The organism is Cupriavidus sp. 30B13 (assembly GCF_049059565.2).
Classification (GTDB): domain Bacteria; phylum Pseudomonadota; class Gammaproteobacteria; order Burkholderiales; family Burkholderiaceae; genus Cupriavidus.
This window is the reverse complement of sequence record NZ_CP188224.1, coordinates 1,073,957-1,089,701: the sequence shown is the minus strand read 5'-3', so window position 1 is coordinate 1,089,701 and position 15,745 is coordinate 1,073,957. Positions and strand designations below refer to the sequence as shown.

Annotated in this window: 11 protein-coding genes and 1 tRNA gene; 5 read left to right on the top strand and 7 right to left on the bottom strand. The window is 68.7% G+C overall.

Features of this window, described 5'->3' with window-relative positions; all coding sequences use genetic code 11:
* Positions 1–68: 68 nt before the first annotated feature.
* From fdnG to fdhE, 4 genes are read left to right on the top strand one after another with little or no spacing between them, the layout of a single operon-like run.
* Positions 69–3,119, top strand: a complete 3,051-nt coding sequence (gene fdnG, locus ACKI2N_RS24125) for a formate dehydrogenase-N subunit alpha (protein WP_420997665.1) — start codon at positions 69–71, stop codon at positions 3,117–3,119.
* Positions 3,120–3,124: 5 nt separating this feature from the next.
* Positions 3,125–4,048 carry a formate dehydrogenase subunit beta gene (gene fdxH, locus ACKI2N_RS24120; protein ID WP_420997666.1) on the top strand — a complete coding sequence of 308 codons (924 nt, stop codon included), beginning with the start codon at positions 3,125–3,127 and terminating at the stop codon, positions 4,046–4,048.
* 4 nt (positions 4,049–4,052) lie between these two features.
* Entirely contained in the window at positions 4,053–4,703 is a 651-nt protein-coding gene (locus ACKI2N_RS24115; protein WP_420997667.1) for a formate dehydrogenase subunit gamma, read from the top strand.
* Positions 4,700–5,617 carry a formate dehydrogenase accessory protein FdhE gene (gene fdhE, locus ACKI2N_RS24110; protein WP_420997668.1) on the top strand — a complete coding sequence of 306 codons (918 nt, stop codon included), beginning with the start codon at positions 4,700–4,702 and terminating at the stop codon, positions 5,615–5,617. The genes ACKI2N_RS24115 and fdhE overlap by 4 nt, the downstream gene beginning before the upstream one ends.
* Positions 5,618–5,959: 342 nt before the next feature.
* Here fdhE and ACKI2N_RS24105 read toward each other — a convergent pair.
* Positions 5,960–6,035 (bottom strand) — tRNA-Asn (locus tag ACKI2N_RS24105).
* Between the two features lie 264 nt (positions 6,036–6,299).
* Here ACKI2N_RS24105 and ACKI2N_RS24100 point away from each other — a divergent pair.
* A complete protein-coding gene (locus tag ACKI2N_RS24100) occupies positions 6,300–7,511 on the top strand; it encodes an alkene reductase (protein WP_420997669.1) in 1,212 nt (403 codons plus the stop codon).
* Between the two features lie 10 nt (positions 7,512–7,521).
* Here ACKI2N_RS24100 and ACKI2N_RS24095 read toward each other — a convergent pair whose 3' ends face one another.
* From ACKI2N_RS24095 to ACKI2N_RS24070, 6 genes are all read right to left on the bottom strand, one after another.
* Positions 7,522–10,641, bottom strand: a complete 3,120-nt coding sequence (locus ACKI2N_RS24095; protein WP_420997670.1) for an efflux RND transporter permease subunit — start codon at positions 10,639–10,641, stop codon at positions 7,522–7,524.
* A 6-nt stretch (positions 10,642–10,647) separates the two neighbouring features.
* On the bottom strand, positions 10,648–11,808 hold the full coding sequence (locus tag ACKI2N_RS24090) for an efflux RND transporter periplasmic adaptor subunit (RefSeq protein ID WP_420997671.1): 1,161 nt from the start codon (positions 11,806–11,808) through the stop codon (positions 10,648–10,650).
* A 2-nt stretch (positions 11,809–11,810) separates the two neighbouring features.
* Positions 11,811–13,091 carry a TolC family protein gene (locus tag ACKI2N_RS24085; protein WP_420997695.1) on the bottom strand — a complete coding sequence of 427 codons (1,281 nt, stop codon included), beginning with the start codon at positions 13,089–13,091 and terminating at the stop codon, positions 11,811–11,813.
* A gap of 219 nt (positions 13,092–13,310) precedes the next feature.
* Positions 13,311–13,763 carry a cobalt-zinc-cadmium resistance protein gene (locus tag ACKI2N_RS24080; RefSeq protein ID WP_420997672.1) on the bottom strand — a complete coding sequence of 151 codons (453 nt, stop codon included), beginning with the start codon at positions 13,761–13,763 and terminating at the stop codon, positions 13,311–13,313.
* 186 nt (positions 13,764–13,949) lie between these two features.
* A complete protein-coding gene (locus tag ACKI2N_RS24075; RefSeq protein ID WP_420997673.1) occupies positions 13,950–14,885 on the bottom strand; it encodes an isocitrate lyase/PEP mutase family protein in 936 nt (311 codons plus the stop codon).
* Positions 14,882–15,739 (bottom strand): HpcH/HpaI aldolase/citrate lyase family protein, encoded by an 858-nt coding sequence (locus ACKI2N_RS24070; RefSeq protein WP_420997674.1) that lies wholly within the window; start codon positions 15,737–15,739, stop codon positions 14,882–14,884. Before ACKI2N_RS24070 ends, ACKI2N_RS24075 begins: the two co-directional genes overlap by 4 nt.
* Between the last annotated feature and the right edge of the window lie 6 nt (positions 15,740–15,745).

Here is a 15,745-nt window from a genome sequence, read left to right as displayed (position 1 = left end):
ATTTTTGTATGGATACAATTCCAATGCCAAACGAAGCCCCCAAAACACGCGCGAACACACGCGGAAACGTGCATCCAGGACGAAGGCAGTTTCTCAAGCTATGCGGCGCAGGGGCGGCCACCGCCACGGCAACGGCCCTGGGGTTCGCGCCCACTCCGGCAACGGCGGCCGAAGTCAGGCAATACAAGCTGCTGCGCGCCAAGGAAACACGCAACAACTGCACCTATTGCTCGGTCGGCTGCGGCATCCTGATGTACAGCGTGGGCGACGGTGCCAAGAATGCAAAGGCCAGCATTTTCCACATCGAAGGCGACCCCGACCATCCGGTCAGCCGCGGCTCGCTGTGCCCCAAGGGGGCCGGCCTGGTGGATTTCATTCATAGCGAGAACCGCCTGAAATACCCGGAATATCGGGCCCCGGGCTCCAACGAATGGAAGCGCATCAGCTGGGACGAGGCCACCACGCGCATCGCCCGCCTGCTCAAGGACGACCGCGACCAGAACTTCATCGTCCGCAACGAGAAAGGCGAGCTGGTCAACCGCTGGCTGTCGAGCGGCATGCTGGCCTCGTCGGCGGCGAGCAACGAGACCGGCATACTCGATTTCAAGTTCGCGCGGGCGCTGGGCATCCTGGGCCTGGATTGCCAGGCGCGCGTTTGCCACGCCCCCACCGTATCGGCGCTGGCGCCGACGTTCGGCCGCGGCTCGATGACGAACAACTGGGTCGACATCAAGAACGCCAACGTCATTCTGATCATGGGCGGCAACCCCGCCGAAGCGCACCCGGTCGGCTTCAAGTGGGTCATCGAGGCCAAGATCCGCAACGGCGCCAAGGTGATCGTGGTGGACCCGCGCTTCAACCGCAGCGCGTCGGTCGCCGACATCTACGCGCCGATCCGGGCCGGCTCGGACGTGGCCTTCCTGATGGGCATGGTCAAGTACCTGCTCGACCACGACAAGATCCAGCACGATTACGTCAAGGCCTATACCAACGCCAGCCTGATCGTCAGCGAAGGCTACCGCTTCGACGAGGGCCTGTTCAGCGGCTTCGACAGCGCCACCGGGAAATACGACAACCGCACGTGGCTCTACGAGCTGGACGCCAACGGCCATGCCCTCCAGGACCCGACACTCACGCATCCCCGCTGCGTATTCAACCTGCTGAAGGCGCACGTCTCGCGCTACACGCCGGAAATGGTCTCGGCGATCTGCGGCACGCCGCGGGAAGACTTCCTGCGGATCTGCGAGATCATGGCCTCGACCAGCGCCCCCAACCGCACCGCCACGTTCCTCTATGCGCTGGGCTGGACGCACCACAGCAGCGGCGCGCAGATCATCCGCGGCTCGGGGATGATCCAGTTGCTGCTCGGCAACATCGGCATGGTGGGCGGCGGCGTGAACGCGCTGCGCGGCCACTCGAACATCCAGGGCTACACCGACCTGGGCCTGCTGTCGCTGCGCCTGCCGGGCTACCTCAACCTGCCGTCGGACGGCCAGCAGACGCTGGCCCAGTATCTCGAGGCCAGCACCCCCGCCGAGCAGTTGCCCGGCCAGGTGAACTACTACAAGAACACGCCCAAGTTCTTCGTCAGCCTGATGAAAAGCCTCTACGGCGAGCATGCCACGCGCGCCAACGACTGGGGCTACGACTGGCTGCCCAAGTGGGACAAGAGCTACGACATGCTGGCCTTCTTCGACCGCATGTACGAAGGCAAGGTCAACGGGTACATTGCGCAGGGTTTCAATCCCATCGCCGCCATGCCGGATTCGAACAAGATCCGCGCCTCGCTGGCGAAGCTCAAGTTCCTCGTCATCATCGACCCGCTGCAGACCGAGACGTCGACGTTCTGGCGCAACTACGGCGAGTTCAACGACGTCGACACGTCCGCGATCCAGACCGAAGTCTTCCGCCTGCCCTCTTCCTGCTTCGCCGAGGAAAACGGCGCGATCGTCAATTCCGGCCGCTGGCTGCAGTGGCATTTCGCCGGCGCCGAGCCCCCCGCCGAAGCGCGCCACGACGGCCGCATCCTCGGCGGCATCTTCATGAAGCTGCGCGAGCTCTATGCCCGGGAAGGCGGCGCCTGCCCGGAGCCCGTGCTGAACATGACGTGGGACTACCGCGACCCGTACAACCCGGAGCCGGAAGAAGTCGCCAAGGAAGCGAACGGCTACGCGCTCGAAGACCTGCGCGACGACCGCGGCCAGGTCTTCGCGCGCAAGGGCGAGCTGCTGTCCGAATTCGCGCAACTGCGCGACGACGGCTCCACTGCCAGCTTCAACTGGATCTTCTGCGGCTCCTGGACCGAGGCCGGCAACCAGATGGCCCGGCGCGACAACACCGATACCGGCCACGGCGCGACACCGGGCTGGGCCTGGGCGTGGCCGGCCAACCGCCGCATCCTGTACAACCGCGCCTCGCTCGATCCGATGGGAAAGCCGTGGGACCCGGAGCGCGTCATCGTGTCCTGGGATGGCCGGCGCTGGTCCGGCAGCGACGTGCCCGACTACCCGCTCACGGCGGCGCCGGGCAGCGGCGTCAGCCCCTTCATCATGCTGCCTGAGGGCGTGGGACGCCTGTTCTCGGTCGGCGGGATGGTCGATGGCCCCTTCCCCGAGCACTACGAGCCGACCGAGAGTCCGCTCGTGAGCAACCCGCTGCATCCGGCGGTGACGTACAACCCGACCGCGCGGGTCCTGCCCAATGACCGCAAGCGCATGGGCACGCGCGACGAGTTCCCGTACGTGGCCACCACCTATGGCCTGACCGAGCTGTTCCGCCACTGGACCAAGCATTCCCGCCTGAACGCCATCATGCAGCCGGAGCAGTTCGTGGAGATCGGCACCGCGCTCGCGGCCCGCAAGGGCATCGCCCACGGCGACATGGTCAAGATCACGACCAAGCGCGGGTACATCAAGGCCAAGGCCGTGGTCACCAAGCGGGTGAAAACGCTGAAGGTCGCCGGCCAGGACCTCGAGCAGATCGGCATCCCCTGCAACTGGGGCTACGAGGGCGCGACGCGCAAGGGCTTCCTGGCCAACACGCTCAGCCCCAGCGTCGGCGATGCCAATTCGCAAACCCCCGAGTACAAAGCCTTCCTGGTCAACATCGAAAAAGCCTGATCGCCATGTCAATGCAATCCCAGAACATCATCCGGCGCTCGGCGACCAGCAACTTCACGCCGGCGCCCCGCGCCCGCGAGCACCAGACCGAGGTGGCCAAGCTCATCGACGTCTCCGTGTGCATCGGCTGCAAGGCTTGCCAGGTCGCCTGCTCCGAATGGAACGACCTGCGCGACGAGGTCGGACACAACGTCGGCGTCTACGACAACCCCGCCGACCTCGGCCCGCAGACCTGGACGCTGATGCGCTTCGACGAGGTCGAGCACGAGAACGGCAAGCTGGAATGGCTGATCCGCAAGGACGGCTGCATGCACTGCGAGGACCCCGGCTGCCTGAAGGCCTGCCCGAGCCCCGGCGCGATCGTCCAGTACGCCAACGGCATCGTCGACTTCCAGTCGGAACACTGCATCGGCTGCGGATACTGCGTGGCGGGCTGCCCGTTCGACGTGCCGCGCATCAGCAAGCAGGACAACAAGGCCTACAAATGCACGCTGTGCTCCGACCGCGTCGGCGTGGGACAGGAGCCCTCCTGCGTGAAGACCTGCCCTACCGGCGCCATCAGCTTCGGCAGCAAGGAAGACATGAAGGTGCTCGGCGCGAGCCGCGTCGAAGAACTGAAGACCCGCGGCTACGGCGGCGCCGGGCTCTATGACCCGCAAGGCGTCGGCGGCACGCACGTCATGTACGTGCTCCAGCATGCGGACAAGCCCGAGCTGTACCACAAGCTGCCGCGGGACCCGAAGATCAGCGCGGTGGTCCGGGGCTGGAAGGACTGGCTCAAGCCCGTGGCCGGCCTGGCCTTCGCGGCGACCGTGGCAGGCTTCCTCACGCACTACGTGGGCGTGGGGCCCAACGTCCCCAAGGCGCCGGACGACGAGCCGGACGACCCGCAGGCGGCCAGCCGCAAGACCGCGGCGACGGAGGAGTGACGCCATGACCGAAAAAGAACCGATCCTGCGCACCGGGTTCGCCGAGCGCCTGTGCCACTGGCTGATGGTGGCCTGCTTCATTCCCGTGGCGCTGTCCGGCCTGTCGTGGTTCTTCCCCAGCATGAGCTGGCTGGCGGGCGTGCTCGGCACCCCGCAGCTGGCGCGGGTGCTGCACCCGTTCCTGGGCATCCTGGTGTTCATCCTGCTCGCCTTCATGTTCGCGCGCTTCGCCCGCCACAACGTGCTGGTCAAGAGCGACCGCCTCTGGTTCCGCAACGTGAAGGCGGTCTTGCTCAACACCTCCGGCGCGCACAAGCTGCGGATCGGCAAGTACAACGCCGGCCAGAAGATCCTGTTCTGGCTCATCATGCTGGCCATCGCCGCGCTGCTGGCCAGCGGCCTGGTCATCTGGCGCCGCTACTTTTCCGAGTTCTTCCCGATTCCCGTCATCCGCCTGGCGCTGCTGCTGCACGCGGTGGCGGGCATCGGGCTGGTGCTCCTGATCGTCGGCCACGTGTATCTGGCGATCTGGGTGCGCGGCTCCATTTCCGGCATGCTGACCGGCTACGTGTCGCGTGCGTGGGCGCGGCATCACCATGACCGCTGGTACGACGAAGTCGCCGGCGCCGGCAAATCCAACGGGCGCCAGCCATGAACCGGCTCGTTACGGACACCGTCGCGCTGGACAAGCGCAGCCCTGGCGTCAAGGACATCGAGCCGCTGCTGCGCCCGGCACTGGACGTTCTCTACGCCCACCGCTCCGCCCGCCTGCGGCACCTGGCCAAGGACCATCCGGAAGCCGGCTACCTGCTCTTCGTCGCGGCGCTGGTCGACCGGCAGCGCGACCTGCTTCTCGGCGAGCCGCTGCAACGGCCGGCAGGCCCCGGCCCGCGCGGCGACACCACCCGCCCGGTACGCGCCGGCCTGGGCGAGGAGCCCGCGCGGGCATACTGGCTGGCCGCGCTCGGCCAGTTGCTCGACCACGCGCGCGCGGCCGCGCCGCAGAGCGTGCTTGACGCGCTCGAGCCGCTGCGCCGCGCCGGTGACGCGGCCCTGGAGCAGATGGCGGCGAAGCTGCTTGACGGAAAGTCCGCCGGGATCGGCGCGGGGGCCGCGCTGTTCCTCTGGACCGCGCTGTCGCTCACCGCGGCGCAGTATGCCGACTTCGTCCTGGACGGATCTCAGGAGCCGGGCCCGCGGCAGGAGAGCCACGTCTGCCCGCTTTGCGGCAGTGCCCCGGCCGGCAGCCTCATCCTGAACGGCGACCGCGCCGGCCTGCGGTACCTTCACTGCTCGCTCTGCGAGACCCGCTGGCACATGGTGCGGGCAAAGTGCTCCAACTGCGCCAGCGCCGCCAGGCTGGACTACTGGAGCCTCGATGACCTCAAGGCGCCGGTCAAGGCCGAAAGCTGCGGCGACTGCCTGGGGTTCCTCAAGGCGTTCTATCGCGAGCATGACGAGCACGTGGAGGTCTGCGCGGACGACCTTGCCACGCTCGCGCTCGACGCCGCCGTCGCGCAACAGGGATATGGGCGGACCGGCGTCAGCCCTTTCGCCTTCGAGGCTTAGAAGTCGTTTCGAAAAGATCCTGGCGGGCTGGTCCGGCTGCTTCCGGACTGGTATGCGGATGCCGGCGCGATAGCGCTCTACTACGCATCGCGGACGCCCATGTCGGCCAAGACGCGCGTGTTCGCCGATTTCGTCGTGGACGCCTTCAGGCGGGAGCGGCTGGATCTTCGGTTCGCCGGCAGCGTGGGCTGAACAGGCACCCGAAGGAGATGGAAAGGGAAAGGGAAAGGAAAGCCGGATCCGGAAGGATCAGGACCGGCGGGAACCGTATCCTTGGCGTGTCCCTGAATCCGCAAATGGAAAAGGGCTTACAGCGAAAACGCTGTAAGCCCTTGAATTTCTTGGCTCCCCGACCTGGGCTCGAACCAGGGACCTACGGATTAACAGTCCGGCGCTCTACCGACTGAGCTATCGGGGAACTGGAGCCGATACAACGGCGATACAACGGAGGCCGGATTGTACAACAACCGTGGCAATTGTCCAGAGGTTTTGTGAGCCCGGCGGCTTCGCCGCCCCGGCAACGGCGCCTGCGCAGTGCCCGCCATGCCGCCAGGCATTCGACCTGGCAGACCTGCAGGACGGACACTAATCTTTAGCGGTGGCCACCCGCCGCGGTTCCGTTCGCAGCGCCGACCCGCGCCGCAGGCAGTCCAGTGCGTCACATCACACAAGGAGTGAAGTCATGCCGGATACAGATACCGCCGCCGGGGCCGCCGCGCGCGCTCAGGAGCAGCGTCCGCTCAAGCTGTCCGAACCGCTCAAGGTCGGCCCTTACACGCTGCGCCACCGCGTCGTCATGGCACCGCTGACACGTTCGCGCGCGGGCCAGCCGGGCAACGTGCCGGCGCCGCTCAATGCCTGCTACTACGCGCAGCGCGCCTCGGCCGCGCTGATCATCACGGAGGCCACTCAGGTGTCGCTGCAGGGCCAGGGCTACGCCTGGACGCCCGGCATCCACAGCCGCGAGCAGGTGGAGGGCTGGCGCCGCGTGGCCGATGCCGTGCATGAGGCCAGCGGACTGATGTTCATGCAACTGTGGCATGTGGGCCGCATTTCCCACCCGTCGCTGCAGCCTGACCAGATGCCGCCCGTCGCGCCGTCGCCCGTCAAGCCCAATGCCGAGACCTTCATCGAGAACGAGCGCGGCGAGGGCGAGCTCGCGCCCTGCGTCACGCCGCGCGCGCTGCAGCTCGAAGAGATGCCCTACCTGGTGCGGCAGTACTGGCGGGGCGCCCGCAACGCGATGAAAGCCGGCATGGACGGCATCGAAGTGCACGCCGCCAACGGCTACCTGCTCGACCAGTTCATCTCGTCGGGCACCAACCGGCGCACGGACGAATACGGCGGCGCGCCGGCGCAGCGCGCCCGGCTGCTGTTCGAGGTGCTCGACAGCGTGTGCGAAGCCTGCGGGCCACAGAAGGTCGGCGTGCGCCTGTCGCCGCTGAGCACGTTCAACGACATGCACGACGACGATCCCGAGGCGACCTTCGCCTATATCGCCGGCAAGCTCAACGACTACGGGCTTGCCTACCTGCATATCGTCAATCCGGCGACGGCGTCGGTCGAGCGCGGCGTGCCGCCCGAGGAACGCGCGCAGCGCATGATCGACCTGATCCGGCGCACCTACCGCGGCGTGCTGATGATCGCGGGCGGCTTCAACGGGCAGTCCGCCGAGCACTGGCTGGAAGCCGGCACGGCGGACCTGATCGCCTTCGGGCGGCCGTTCATCGCCAACCCCGACCTGCCGGCGCGCCTGTTCGCGCAAGCGCCGCTGAATACGCCGGACCCCGCCACGTTCTACGGCGGCGGGGAACGCGGCTACACCGATTACCCGTCGCTGGCGCAGGAACGCGGCGAGGCGCCCAAGGCGGTCATCGACGACCGCTGGCGCTAGGCGCCGGGCTTCAGACCGGCGCGTCCTTGCTCGGGTCCGGCTTGCGGTTGTCGAACCAGCGGTACAGCGTCGGCACCATCACCAGCGTCAGCAGGGTGGAGGTGATCAGTCCGCCGATCACCACCACCGCCAGCGGGCGCTGCACCTCCGAGCCCGGCCCCGTGGAGAACAGGAACGGCACCAGCCCCAGCATGGCGATGGTGGCCGTCATCATGACCGGGCGGAAGCGCTGGGTCGCGCCCTGCACCACCGCGTCGTCCAGCGACAGGCCGGAGTCGCGCAGCGTGCGGATGTACGACACCAGCACCACGCCGTTGAGCACGGCCATGCCCCACAGCGCGATGAAGCCCACCGAGGCCGGCACCGACAGGTACTCGCCGGTGACGAACAGCCCGATGATGCCGCCGATGGAGGCGAACGGCAGCACGGTGATGATCAGCGTGGCGAAGCGCACCGAGTTGAACAGCAGGAACAGCAGGAAGAAGATCGCGGCGATGGTGACCGGCACGATGATCTTCAGGTGGCCCATGGCGCGTTCCATGTTCTGGAACTGGCCGCCCCACTCGAGGTAATAGCCTTCCGGCAGCTTGACCTTGCTGCCGGCCGCCTGCTGCAGCTCGGCGACGAAACCGCCCAGGTCGCGGTCCTTGACGTTGATCATCACCACCACGCGGCGCTTGGCCATTTCGCGGCTGATCTGCGCGGGGCCGTCGGTGACCTCGATCTTCGCCACGCTCTGCAGCGGCACCTGGATGCCGTTGGGCGTGGCCACCAGCAGCTGGCGGATGGCCTGCACGTTGTCGCGGAAGTCCTCCGGCAGGCGCACGGCCGCGGCAAAGCGGCGCTCGCCCTCGAAGATGTCGGTGGCGCGCTTGCCGCCGATGGCGATCTCGATGATGTCGTGGATGTCGGACACGTTGAGCCCGTAGCGGGCAATGGCCTGGCGGTCGATCTCGATCGACAGGTATTGCTGCCCGGAAATCCGCTCGATGCGGATGTCCTGCGAGCCCTGGATGCCGCCGGCCACGCGCGCGATCTCGCCGGCCAGGTCGCGCAGCTTGTCGAGGTCGTCGCCGAACACCTTCACCGCCACGTCCGAGCGCACGCCGCTGACCATTTCGTCGACGCGGTCGGAGATCGGCTGCGCCATCACGATCTGCACGCCGGGAATGGCCTTGAGCTTTTCGCGGATGCCGTTGGCGATGTCGTCCTGGGTCCAGCCGTCGGGCCACTCGTCGCGGTCCTTGAGGCTGGCGATCGGCGTGGACTCGTTCTGGCCCTGCGGGTCGGCCGGGCTTTCGCCGCGGCCCACGCCGGACACCACCGACTTCACGCCGGGCACGGACAGCACCAGCTTGTTGGCGGCCATCTCCAGCTTGATGGATTCCTCCAGCGAGATGTTCGGCACGCGGTCCAGCGCCGGCACGATGGAGCCTTCCTTCATCTCGGGGATGAAGGACGTGCCGAGCAGCGGCACGATGCCGACGGTGGCCATGAACGCCAGCACCGCGCCGGTCACCGTCTTGCGGCTGTTGGCCAGCGCCCAGTGCAGCATGCGCAGGTAATGGCGCTTCATGAACGCGATCAGGCGCGTGTCGTGCTCGGCGCCGCCCTTGAGCAGATAGGACGACAGCACCGGCGACAGCGTGAGCGACAGGAACAGCGAGATCGCCAGCGCGATCGAGATGGTGAACGCCAGCGGCGCGAACATCTTGCCTTCCATGCCGGTGAGCGTCATCAGCGGCAGGAACACCAGGATGATGATGCCCACGCCCACGATCACCGGCGTGGCCACCTCCTGCACCGCCTTGACCAGGATCTCGGTCTTGGTCAGGCCGGACTGCCCGCGGTGCCCGAGCCGCTCGAACGCGTTCTCCACCACCACCACCGAGCCGTCCACCATCAGGCCGATGGCGATGGCCAGGCCGCCCAGCGACATCAGGTTGGCCGACAGCCCCACCTGGTTCATCACCATGAAGGTCAGCAGCGGCGTGAGCACCAGCGTGGCCAGCACGATCACCGACGAGCGCACGTCGCCCAGGAACAGGAACAGCACGATCACCACCAGCACCACGCCTTCGAGCAGCACCTTGGTCACCGTCCACAGCGCGGAGTCCACCAGCTCGCTGCGGTCGTAGTACGGCACGATCTGCAGCTTGCCGGGCAGCATGCCGCGCTCGTTGATCTCGGCCACGCGGGCCTTGACCCGGCTTACCACTTCCTTGGCGTTGCCGCCGCGCATCATCATCACGATGCCGCCCACCGACTCGGTCTCGCCGTTCTTGACCAGCGCGCCCTGGCGCACCTCGTGGCCGATGGTCACCTCGGCCACGTCGCGCACGTAGACCGGCGTGCCGGCGACTTCCTTGAGCACGATGCTGCCGATGTCGTCCACTCCCTTGGCCAGGCCCACGCCGCGGATCAGGTACTGCTCGGCATAGTGCGGCAGCACGCCGCCGCCGGAGTTGGCGTTGTTGCGCGCAAGCGACTGGTAGACCTGCTGCAGCGTGATCTGGTAATGCCGCATGCGGTCCGGATTGACCAGCACCTGGTACTGCTTGACGAAGCCGCCCTGCGAGTTGATCTCGGCCACGCCGGGAATCGAGCGCAGCAGCGGGCGCACCACCCAGTCCTGGGCGATGCGGCGCTCGGAAAGCTCTTCCGTGGTCAGCGCGCGGCCGCCGTCGTCGGCGCGGTCGAGCGTGTACTGGTAGACCTCGCCCAGGCCGGTGGAGACCGGGCCCAGCACCGGTGTCACGCCCTCGGGCATGCGCCCGCCCACCTCGATCAGGCGCTCCATCACCAGCTGGCGGGCGAAGTACACGTCCGTCGCATCGGTGAAGACCAGCGTGATCAGCGACAGGCCCGCCTTGTTGAGCGAGCGCATTTCCTCCAGGCCCGGCAGGCCGGTCATGGCCATCTCGATCGGCACGGTGACGAAGCGCTCCACTTCCTCCGGCGAGCGGCCGGTGGCCTCGGTGGCGATCTGCACCTGCACGTTGGTCACGTCGGGGAAGGCATCCACCGACAATTTGGTGGCCGCGCGCAGGCCGAAGAAGAACAGCACCACCGCCAGCACGCACACCACCAGCCGCTGCTTGATGGCGGCTTCCACAAGGGATTTCATCATGGCCGCTTACCCCTGTTCCAGGCGCTTGCGCTCGTTGTCGAGATGGAAGGCGCCGTCCACCACGATGCGGTCGCCCGCCTTCACGCCGCCATGCACCACGCGCATGCCGTCGCTCTCCGCGCCGAGCTTGACCTTGGCCAGGCGGTACAGGCCGCCGGCCTGCTCCACGTAGACCAGCTCGTCGTTGCCGTCGCGCACGATGGCGGATTCGGGGATCACCAGCTGCTCGGTGGGCGCGCTGTTGATCAGCATGCTGGCCAGCATGGCGGGCTTGAGGCGCCCCTCCTTGTTTTCCAGCTCGGTGCGCACGAGCACAGTGCGCGTCTGCGGGTTGACGGTGCGGCCCACGTAGATCAGCTTGCCGGTGATCTGCTTCTGGCCGGCGCCGTTGCCCAGCGACGGCACCTCGATGTCCACGCTCTGGCCTTCGGCCACCAGCGCGGCCTGCTGCTCGGGCACCTCCGCCACCACCCACACGCGCGACAGGTCGGCCACGGTGTAGAGCGCGTCGGCCGGCTGCACCACCTGGCCCTGCGCCACGTTGCGCTCCACCACCGTGCCGCTGATGCTGGAGAACACCGGCGAGTAGGAATCGATGCTGCCGCTCCTGGCCAGCTGCGCCACCGCCGCGGCCGACATGCCCAGCACGCGCAGCTGGTCGCGGTAGGCGCGCATCTCGGCCGAGGCGATCGCCAGCTCGCTCTCGCGCCGCTGCAGCTCGCCGCGGCCGATCACGTCGGCGGCGAACAACTGGCGCGCGCGCTCGGCGTTGCGGGCCTGCAGATCGGTCTGCGACTCGGCCTTGAGGAAGGCGAGCTGCGCGGTGCCCAGCTCGCTGCTGTGCAGGCGCGCCAGCACCTGCCCGGCCTTGACCTCCTGGCCGAGGATGCCGTAGAGGTCGGTCACGCGGCCGGTCACGCTGGCGCCGATGCGAGCCACGCGCTGTTCGTCGAAATCGATGCGGCCGGCCACGCGCAGCACCTCGCTGAAGGCGCTGGTGGCGACCGGCGCCACCTTCAGCGTCTGCTGCAGGCCGGGCTCGGGCTTGACCACGCCCGGCGGCGGCTTGGGCGCCTCGGCGGCGGGCGCGGGATCGTCGGAGCAGCCGGCCAGGGAAAACAGCAAGGCTGCGGTTGCCGTCAGGGAAAGAAGGAAATGGGGACGCATGCTTAGTTGTGTTCCGTAGGTGCCGTGGGAGCAGGAGAAACCGCGGGAGCCGCGGGAGCCGTCGGTGCCTCGGCATGGCCGGGCACGCTCGACAGCAGCTTCTCGATCTGGATGGTGGCGGTCTGCAGTTCGTACTGGGCCGCGATCAGGTCGCTGCGCGCGCCGCGCAGCACGCGCTGGGCGTCCAGGTAGTCGAGGATGCCGCGCTCGCCGAAGCGGTAGGCCGACTCGGCAACCGCCAGCGCGGACTCCGCCTGGCGCACGATGCCGCCTTCCAGCGCGCTGACCTGCGCCTGCGTGATCTCGTACTGGCGGTAGGCGGTCTCCAGCTCCTGCATCAGCTCGAACTCGCGCAGCTCCAGCGCGGTGCGCGCCTGGATCGCCTGCGCGGTGGCTTCGCCCACCGGGCCCTGGCGGCGGTCCCACAGCGGGATGGTCAGGGTCACGCCGACCTGCGACACGGTGTTGTCGGGCTCGCGCGCGGCGCTGGCGCGCAGCGCCAGCTCGGGCAGCCGCAGCGAGCGCTGGTAGTCCACCGCCAGGCTGGCGCGGTCCGCCTCGAGGCGGCGCTGCGCCAGTTCGGCATTGGTGCCGCCCAGCGCATCGCGCAGCACCGGCAGGGCCGGCAGCGGCGCCTGCACGCCCAGGCTGCCGGCCACCGCATAGTCGGCCGGCATGGCGCCGCCGACCTGCTGGCGCAGCGCCGCCTTGGCCTGCTTGACCCGCAGATGGGCGCTCTGCAGCGTCTTCTGCGCGCTCAGCAGCTCGGTCTCGGCCTTGATCAGCTCATAGCGCGGCGCCTCGCCCACTTCCACGCGGAGGCGCGCGCGGTCATGGATCTGCCGCATCATGGCGAGGTCGTCCTGCGCCGCGGCCTGCTCGGTCTCGCGGCGCAGCACCTCGAAATACGCGGTCTTGACGCGCGCGGCCAGCTCGGCCTTGAAGGCCTGGCGGCCCGCTTCGGTGGCTTCCAGGCTGCGCCCGGCCATGTCCGCGCGCAGCCTGCGCTGCTGCGGATAATCCAGCTTCTGGGTGATCGCCACCGTCGGCGCGGGGCCGCCGGCCACGCCGGCGCTGCGCGGCGACAGCCGGCCGTACAGCACTTCCACCTGCGGGTTGGGATAGGCCCGCGCGCTGGTCACGGCGGCGCTGGCGGCATCGACGCCGGCCTGGGCCGCCTCGACGCCCTTGTTGGTGGACTGCGACAAGGACAGCAGTTCGGGCAGGGTGAACGTCTGCGCCGCCAGGGCCGGCAAGGCGCCGAGCGACAGCCACGCCACCATGGAATACATGGCGATGCGTCGGATGTGTTTGATTTGTTTGATCTGTTTGATCTGCATGACAAAGGGGGGCAGGCAAGACGGCTGCGCACCCGCCGCCGGCGCGCAGACGGCGCGCGCCGGCAGTCGGCCCGCGATCGCAAGCGCGACCGGGCCCGGGCGCCCAGGCAATGGGAATGCATCCCGGGCGCGCGCGATGCGCGCCCGGGACTGCCGGGGCTGTCAGATCAGGGAGATGGGGGGCTTGAAGAACGCCGCCGGCAACGGTGCCGGGTGTGGGGGGAGCTGCTGCGCGCGCTCGGTGGGCGGCAGCGAAACGCGCACGGCGGGCAGCGCGAACAGCGCGCTGGATTCCTCGATCTCGTCGAGCAGGTCGAGCGGATCGAGCAGGTCGGCGGACCAGATCTCGCAGTAGCCGGGCGGATCGTCCTGCGCCACCGCGTCAGGTTCGGCCTCGGCCATCAGGCCGTCGTCGCCGGGCGCCACCACGCGGCCCAGGTCGGCGCCGGCGTCCAGTCCGTCGAGCGCGCGCGGCAGTGCCTGGGCATGCGCCTGCGCGCGGGCCGCCGCACCGGCTGCCTCGAGTTGCGCGCTGCCCGCGTGCACGTTCGCCGCCGCCCCGAAGGACAGCAGAGACAGGCAAAACACGGTCAGCAGGAGCAGCAGGGGTCGCATGGATCGGGGGCGGAACGGAGGCGGTTCAGGTGGCGCGGCAGCCGCTCGATGCGGGCCGCGCACCAATGGTGCGCGGCAGCATTGTAACGCGGATGCACTGCATAGACAGGCAACGGCACCCGGCGTTCCCTGGGAAATGGATAAGAGTGAATTTCCCGGGAACGGCGCTATGCCGCCCGCGCAAGCCTACCGTTGCAGCAGCTCGTCTTCGAACGCCGCCTGAGCCGCCGCTGCGAACAAGGCATCGAAGCGACGCACGCCGCGCGTGGCCAGTTCGCGCTCGGGGTCGAGGATTTCCCCGTTCAGGGACCGGGTCAGCGCTTGCAGGCCCTCGGCCATGCCCTGGGCGGCGGCGCCGGGCAGCAAGGTGGTCAGGCTGACCCGGCGCACGCCGAGGCTGCGAATCCGCTCCAGCGGCAGGTTGGCCGACGACGGGCTGGGCGCCAGCCCGGTCCCGATGCTGAGCGTGACCGGGATCTCCAGCGCCCGGACCAGTTGTTCGACGTGCTCCCCGCTGCGCGGCGCAATCGGCAAGATCAGGTCCGCGCCGGCCTGCTCATAGGCCTGCGCGCGCGCGACCACCTGCGCGGCGGACTCGCATGCGAAGGCGTCCGTCCTGGCAATGATGAGGAAATTGCCGTCGCGCCGGGCCGCGCACGCCGCGCGGATCTTGGACACCATCTCCGCCACGCAGACGACTTCCTTCGCGGCCTGCGCGCCCCAGCGCCTGGGCACCACCTGGTCCTCGAGGTTGAGGCCGGCGGCGCCCGCTTCCTCGAACAGCTCCACCGCGTAATGGACGCCCCTGGCATTGCCGAAGCCGGCGTCGCCGTCCGCGGTGACGGGGATGGATGACGCCCTGGCCAGGCGGCGGCAGTGCTCGACCGTTTCGCTGAGCGTCAGCAGGCCGATGTCCGGCACGCCAAGCAGCCCGTAGGACAGCATGGCGCCGCTGATGCAGGCGCTCCGGTAGCCGGCCTGCTCGACCAGGCGGAGACTGAAGACGTCGTGCACGGCGGGCGCGACGATGAACGGCTCGTCGCGCAGCATATCGCGCAGGGACGCGCGCAGCGCGGCTGGTGTGGCCGCGCGCGCGGCCGCGGGTGGATTCGTGGCGGTCATCGGTTCCGGCTCCCGCGCGCAAGGAGCATCTCCGACCGCCTCAGTTCGAACGCCAGTTCCTGCGGCAAGGCGCCATGGTCGTCGCCCGCCACGCCCGCGCGGCGGCTGGCGGCCACGGCGCTGGCCAGTTCGATTTCGTGCGGCGCGGGCGCGTACGCGTCGTTGACGATGGCGACCTGCTCGGCGTTGACGCAGGTGGCCGCCTGGAAGCCGAAGGCCCTGGAGCGCTTCACCATGGCCGCGAATTCGGCCGGGCTCCTGTAGTCGACCACGCTCGCCAGATACCCCATCGGCACGATGCCGGCGGCCACGGCGGCGAAGATCATCTGCTGCTTCGGCAGCCGCAGCGTGTCTTCCGAGGACACCATCGCGCATTCCTTGGCGATGTCCTCGCCCCCCAGCCCGACCGCGGCGAGGCGGGGCGTTGCCCCGCAGATCTCCTGCATCCGGCCGATGGCGGCGGCCGTTTCCACCAGCGCGATCAGCCGGATGCTGCCGGCCGCGCGCCGGCCGCGCTGCTCCCACGCGCCGACCAGCTCGTCGATGAGCTGCAGGTGCTGGGCGCCCATCGTCTTGGTCACCATGATGGCGTCCACGTCCGCGCCGGCGGCGTGCTCGATGTCGAGCACGGCGAGGTCGATGCGGCGGTTGATGCGCACCACCACGCCCATGCCGGCAGCCTTGCAGGCCGCCGCGGCGGCGGGCAGGTTCGCCCTGGCCTCGGCCTTGCGCGGGTATGGGACGAAATCCTCGAGATCCAGGATGGCGGCGTGGGCACCGCTGCGCACGGCCGCCTCGGTCTTGCGCGCATCATGGACAGGCACGTACAGCAGCGATAGCCAGGAGGTTGGCATGGCGTT

Excerpts from the sequence above, each read along its gene's own strand:
- ACKI2N_RS24070 (WP_420997674.1), bottom strand. The coding sequence starts at position 15,739 with ATGCCAACCTCCTGGCTATCGCTGCTGTACGTGCCTGTCCATGATGCG.
- ACKI2N_RS24095 (WP_420997670.1), bottom strand. The coding sequence starts at position 10,641 with ATGATGAAATCCCTTGTGGAAGCCGCCATCAAGCAGCGGCTGGTGGTG.
- ACKI2N_RS24100 (WP_420997669.1), top strand. The coding sequence starts at position 6,300 with ATGCCGGATACAGATACCGCCGCCGGGGCCGCCGCGCGCGCTCAGGAG.
- ACKI2N_RS24080 (WP_420997672.1), bottom strand. The coding sequence starts at position 13,763 with ATGCGACCCCTGCTGCTCCTGCTGACCGTGTTTTGCCTGTCTCTGCTG.
- fdxH (WP_420997666.1), top strand. The coding sequence starts at position 3,125 with ATGTCAATGCAATCCCAGAACATCATCCGGCGCTCGGCGACCAGCAAC.
- ACKI2N_RS24115 (WP_420997667.1), top strand. The coding sequence starts at position 4,053 with ATGACCGAAAAAGAACCGATCCTGCGCACCGGGTTCGCCGAGCGCCTG.
- ACKI2N_RS24075 (WP_420997673.1), bottom strand. The coding sequence starts at position 14,885 with ATGACCGCCACGAATCCACCCGCGGCCGCGCGCGCGGCCACACCAGCC.
- fdhE (WP_420997668.1), top strand. The coding sequence starts at position 4,700 with ATGAACCGGCTCGTTACGGACACCGTCGCGCTGGACAAGCGCAGCCCT.
- ACKI2N_RS24090 (WP_420997671.1), bottom strand. The coding sequence starts at position 11,808 with ATGCGTCCCCATTTCCTTCTTTCCCTGACGGCAACCGCAGCCTTGCTG.
- ACKI2N_RS24085 (WP_420997695.1), bottom strand. The coding sequence starts at position 13,091 with ATGGTGGCGTGGCTGTCGCTCGGCGCCTTGCCGGCCCTGGCGGCGCAG.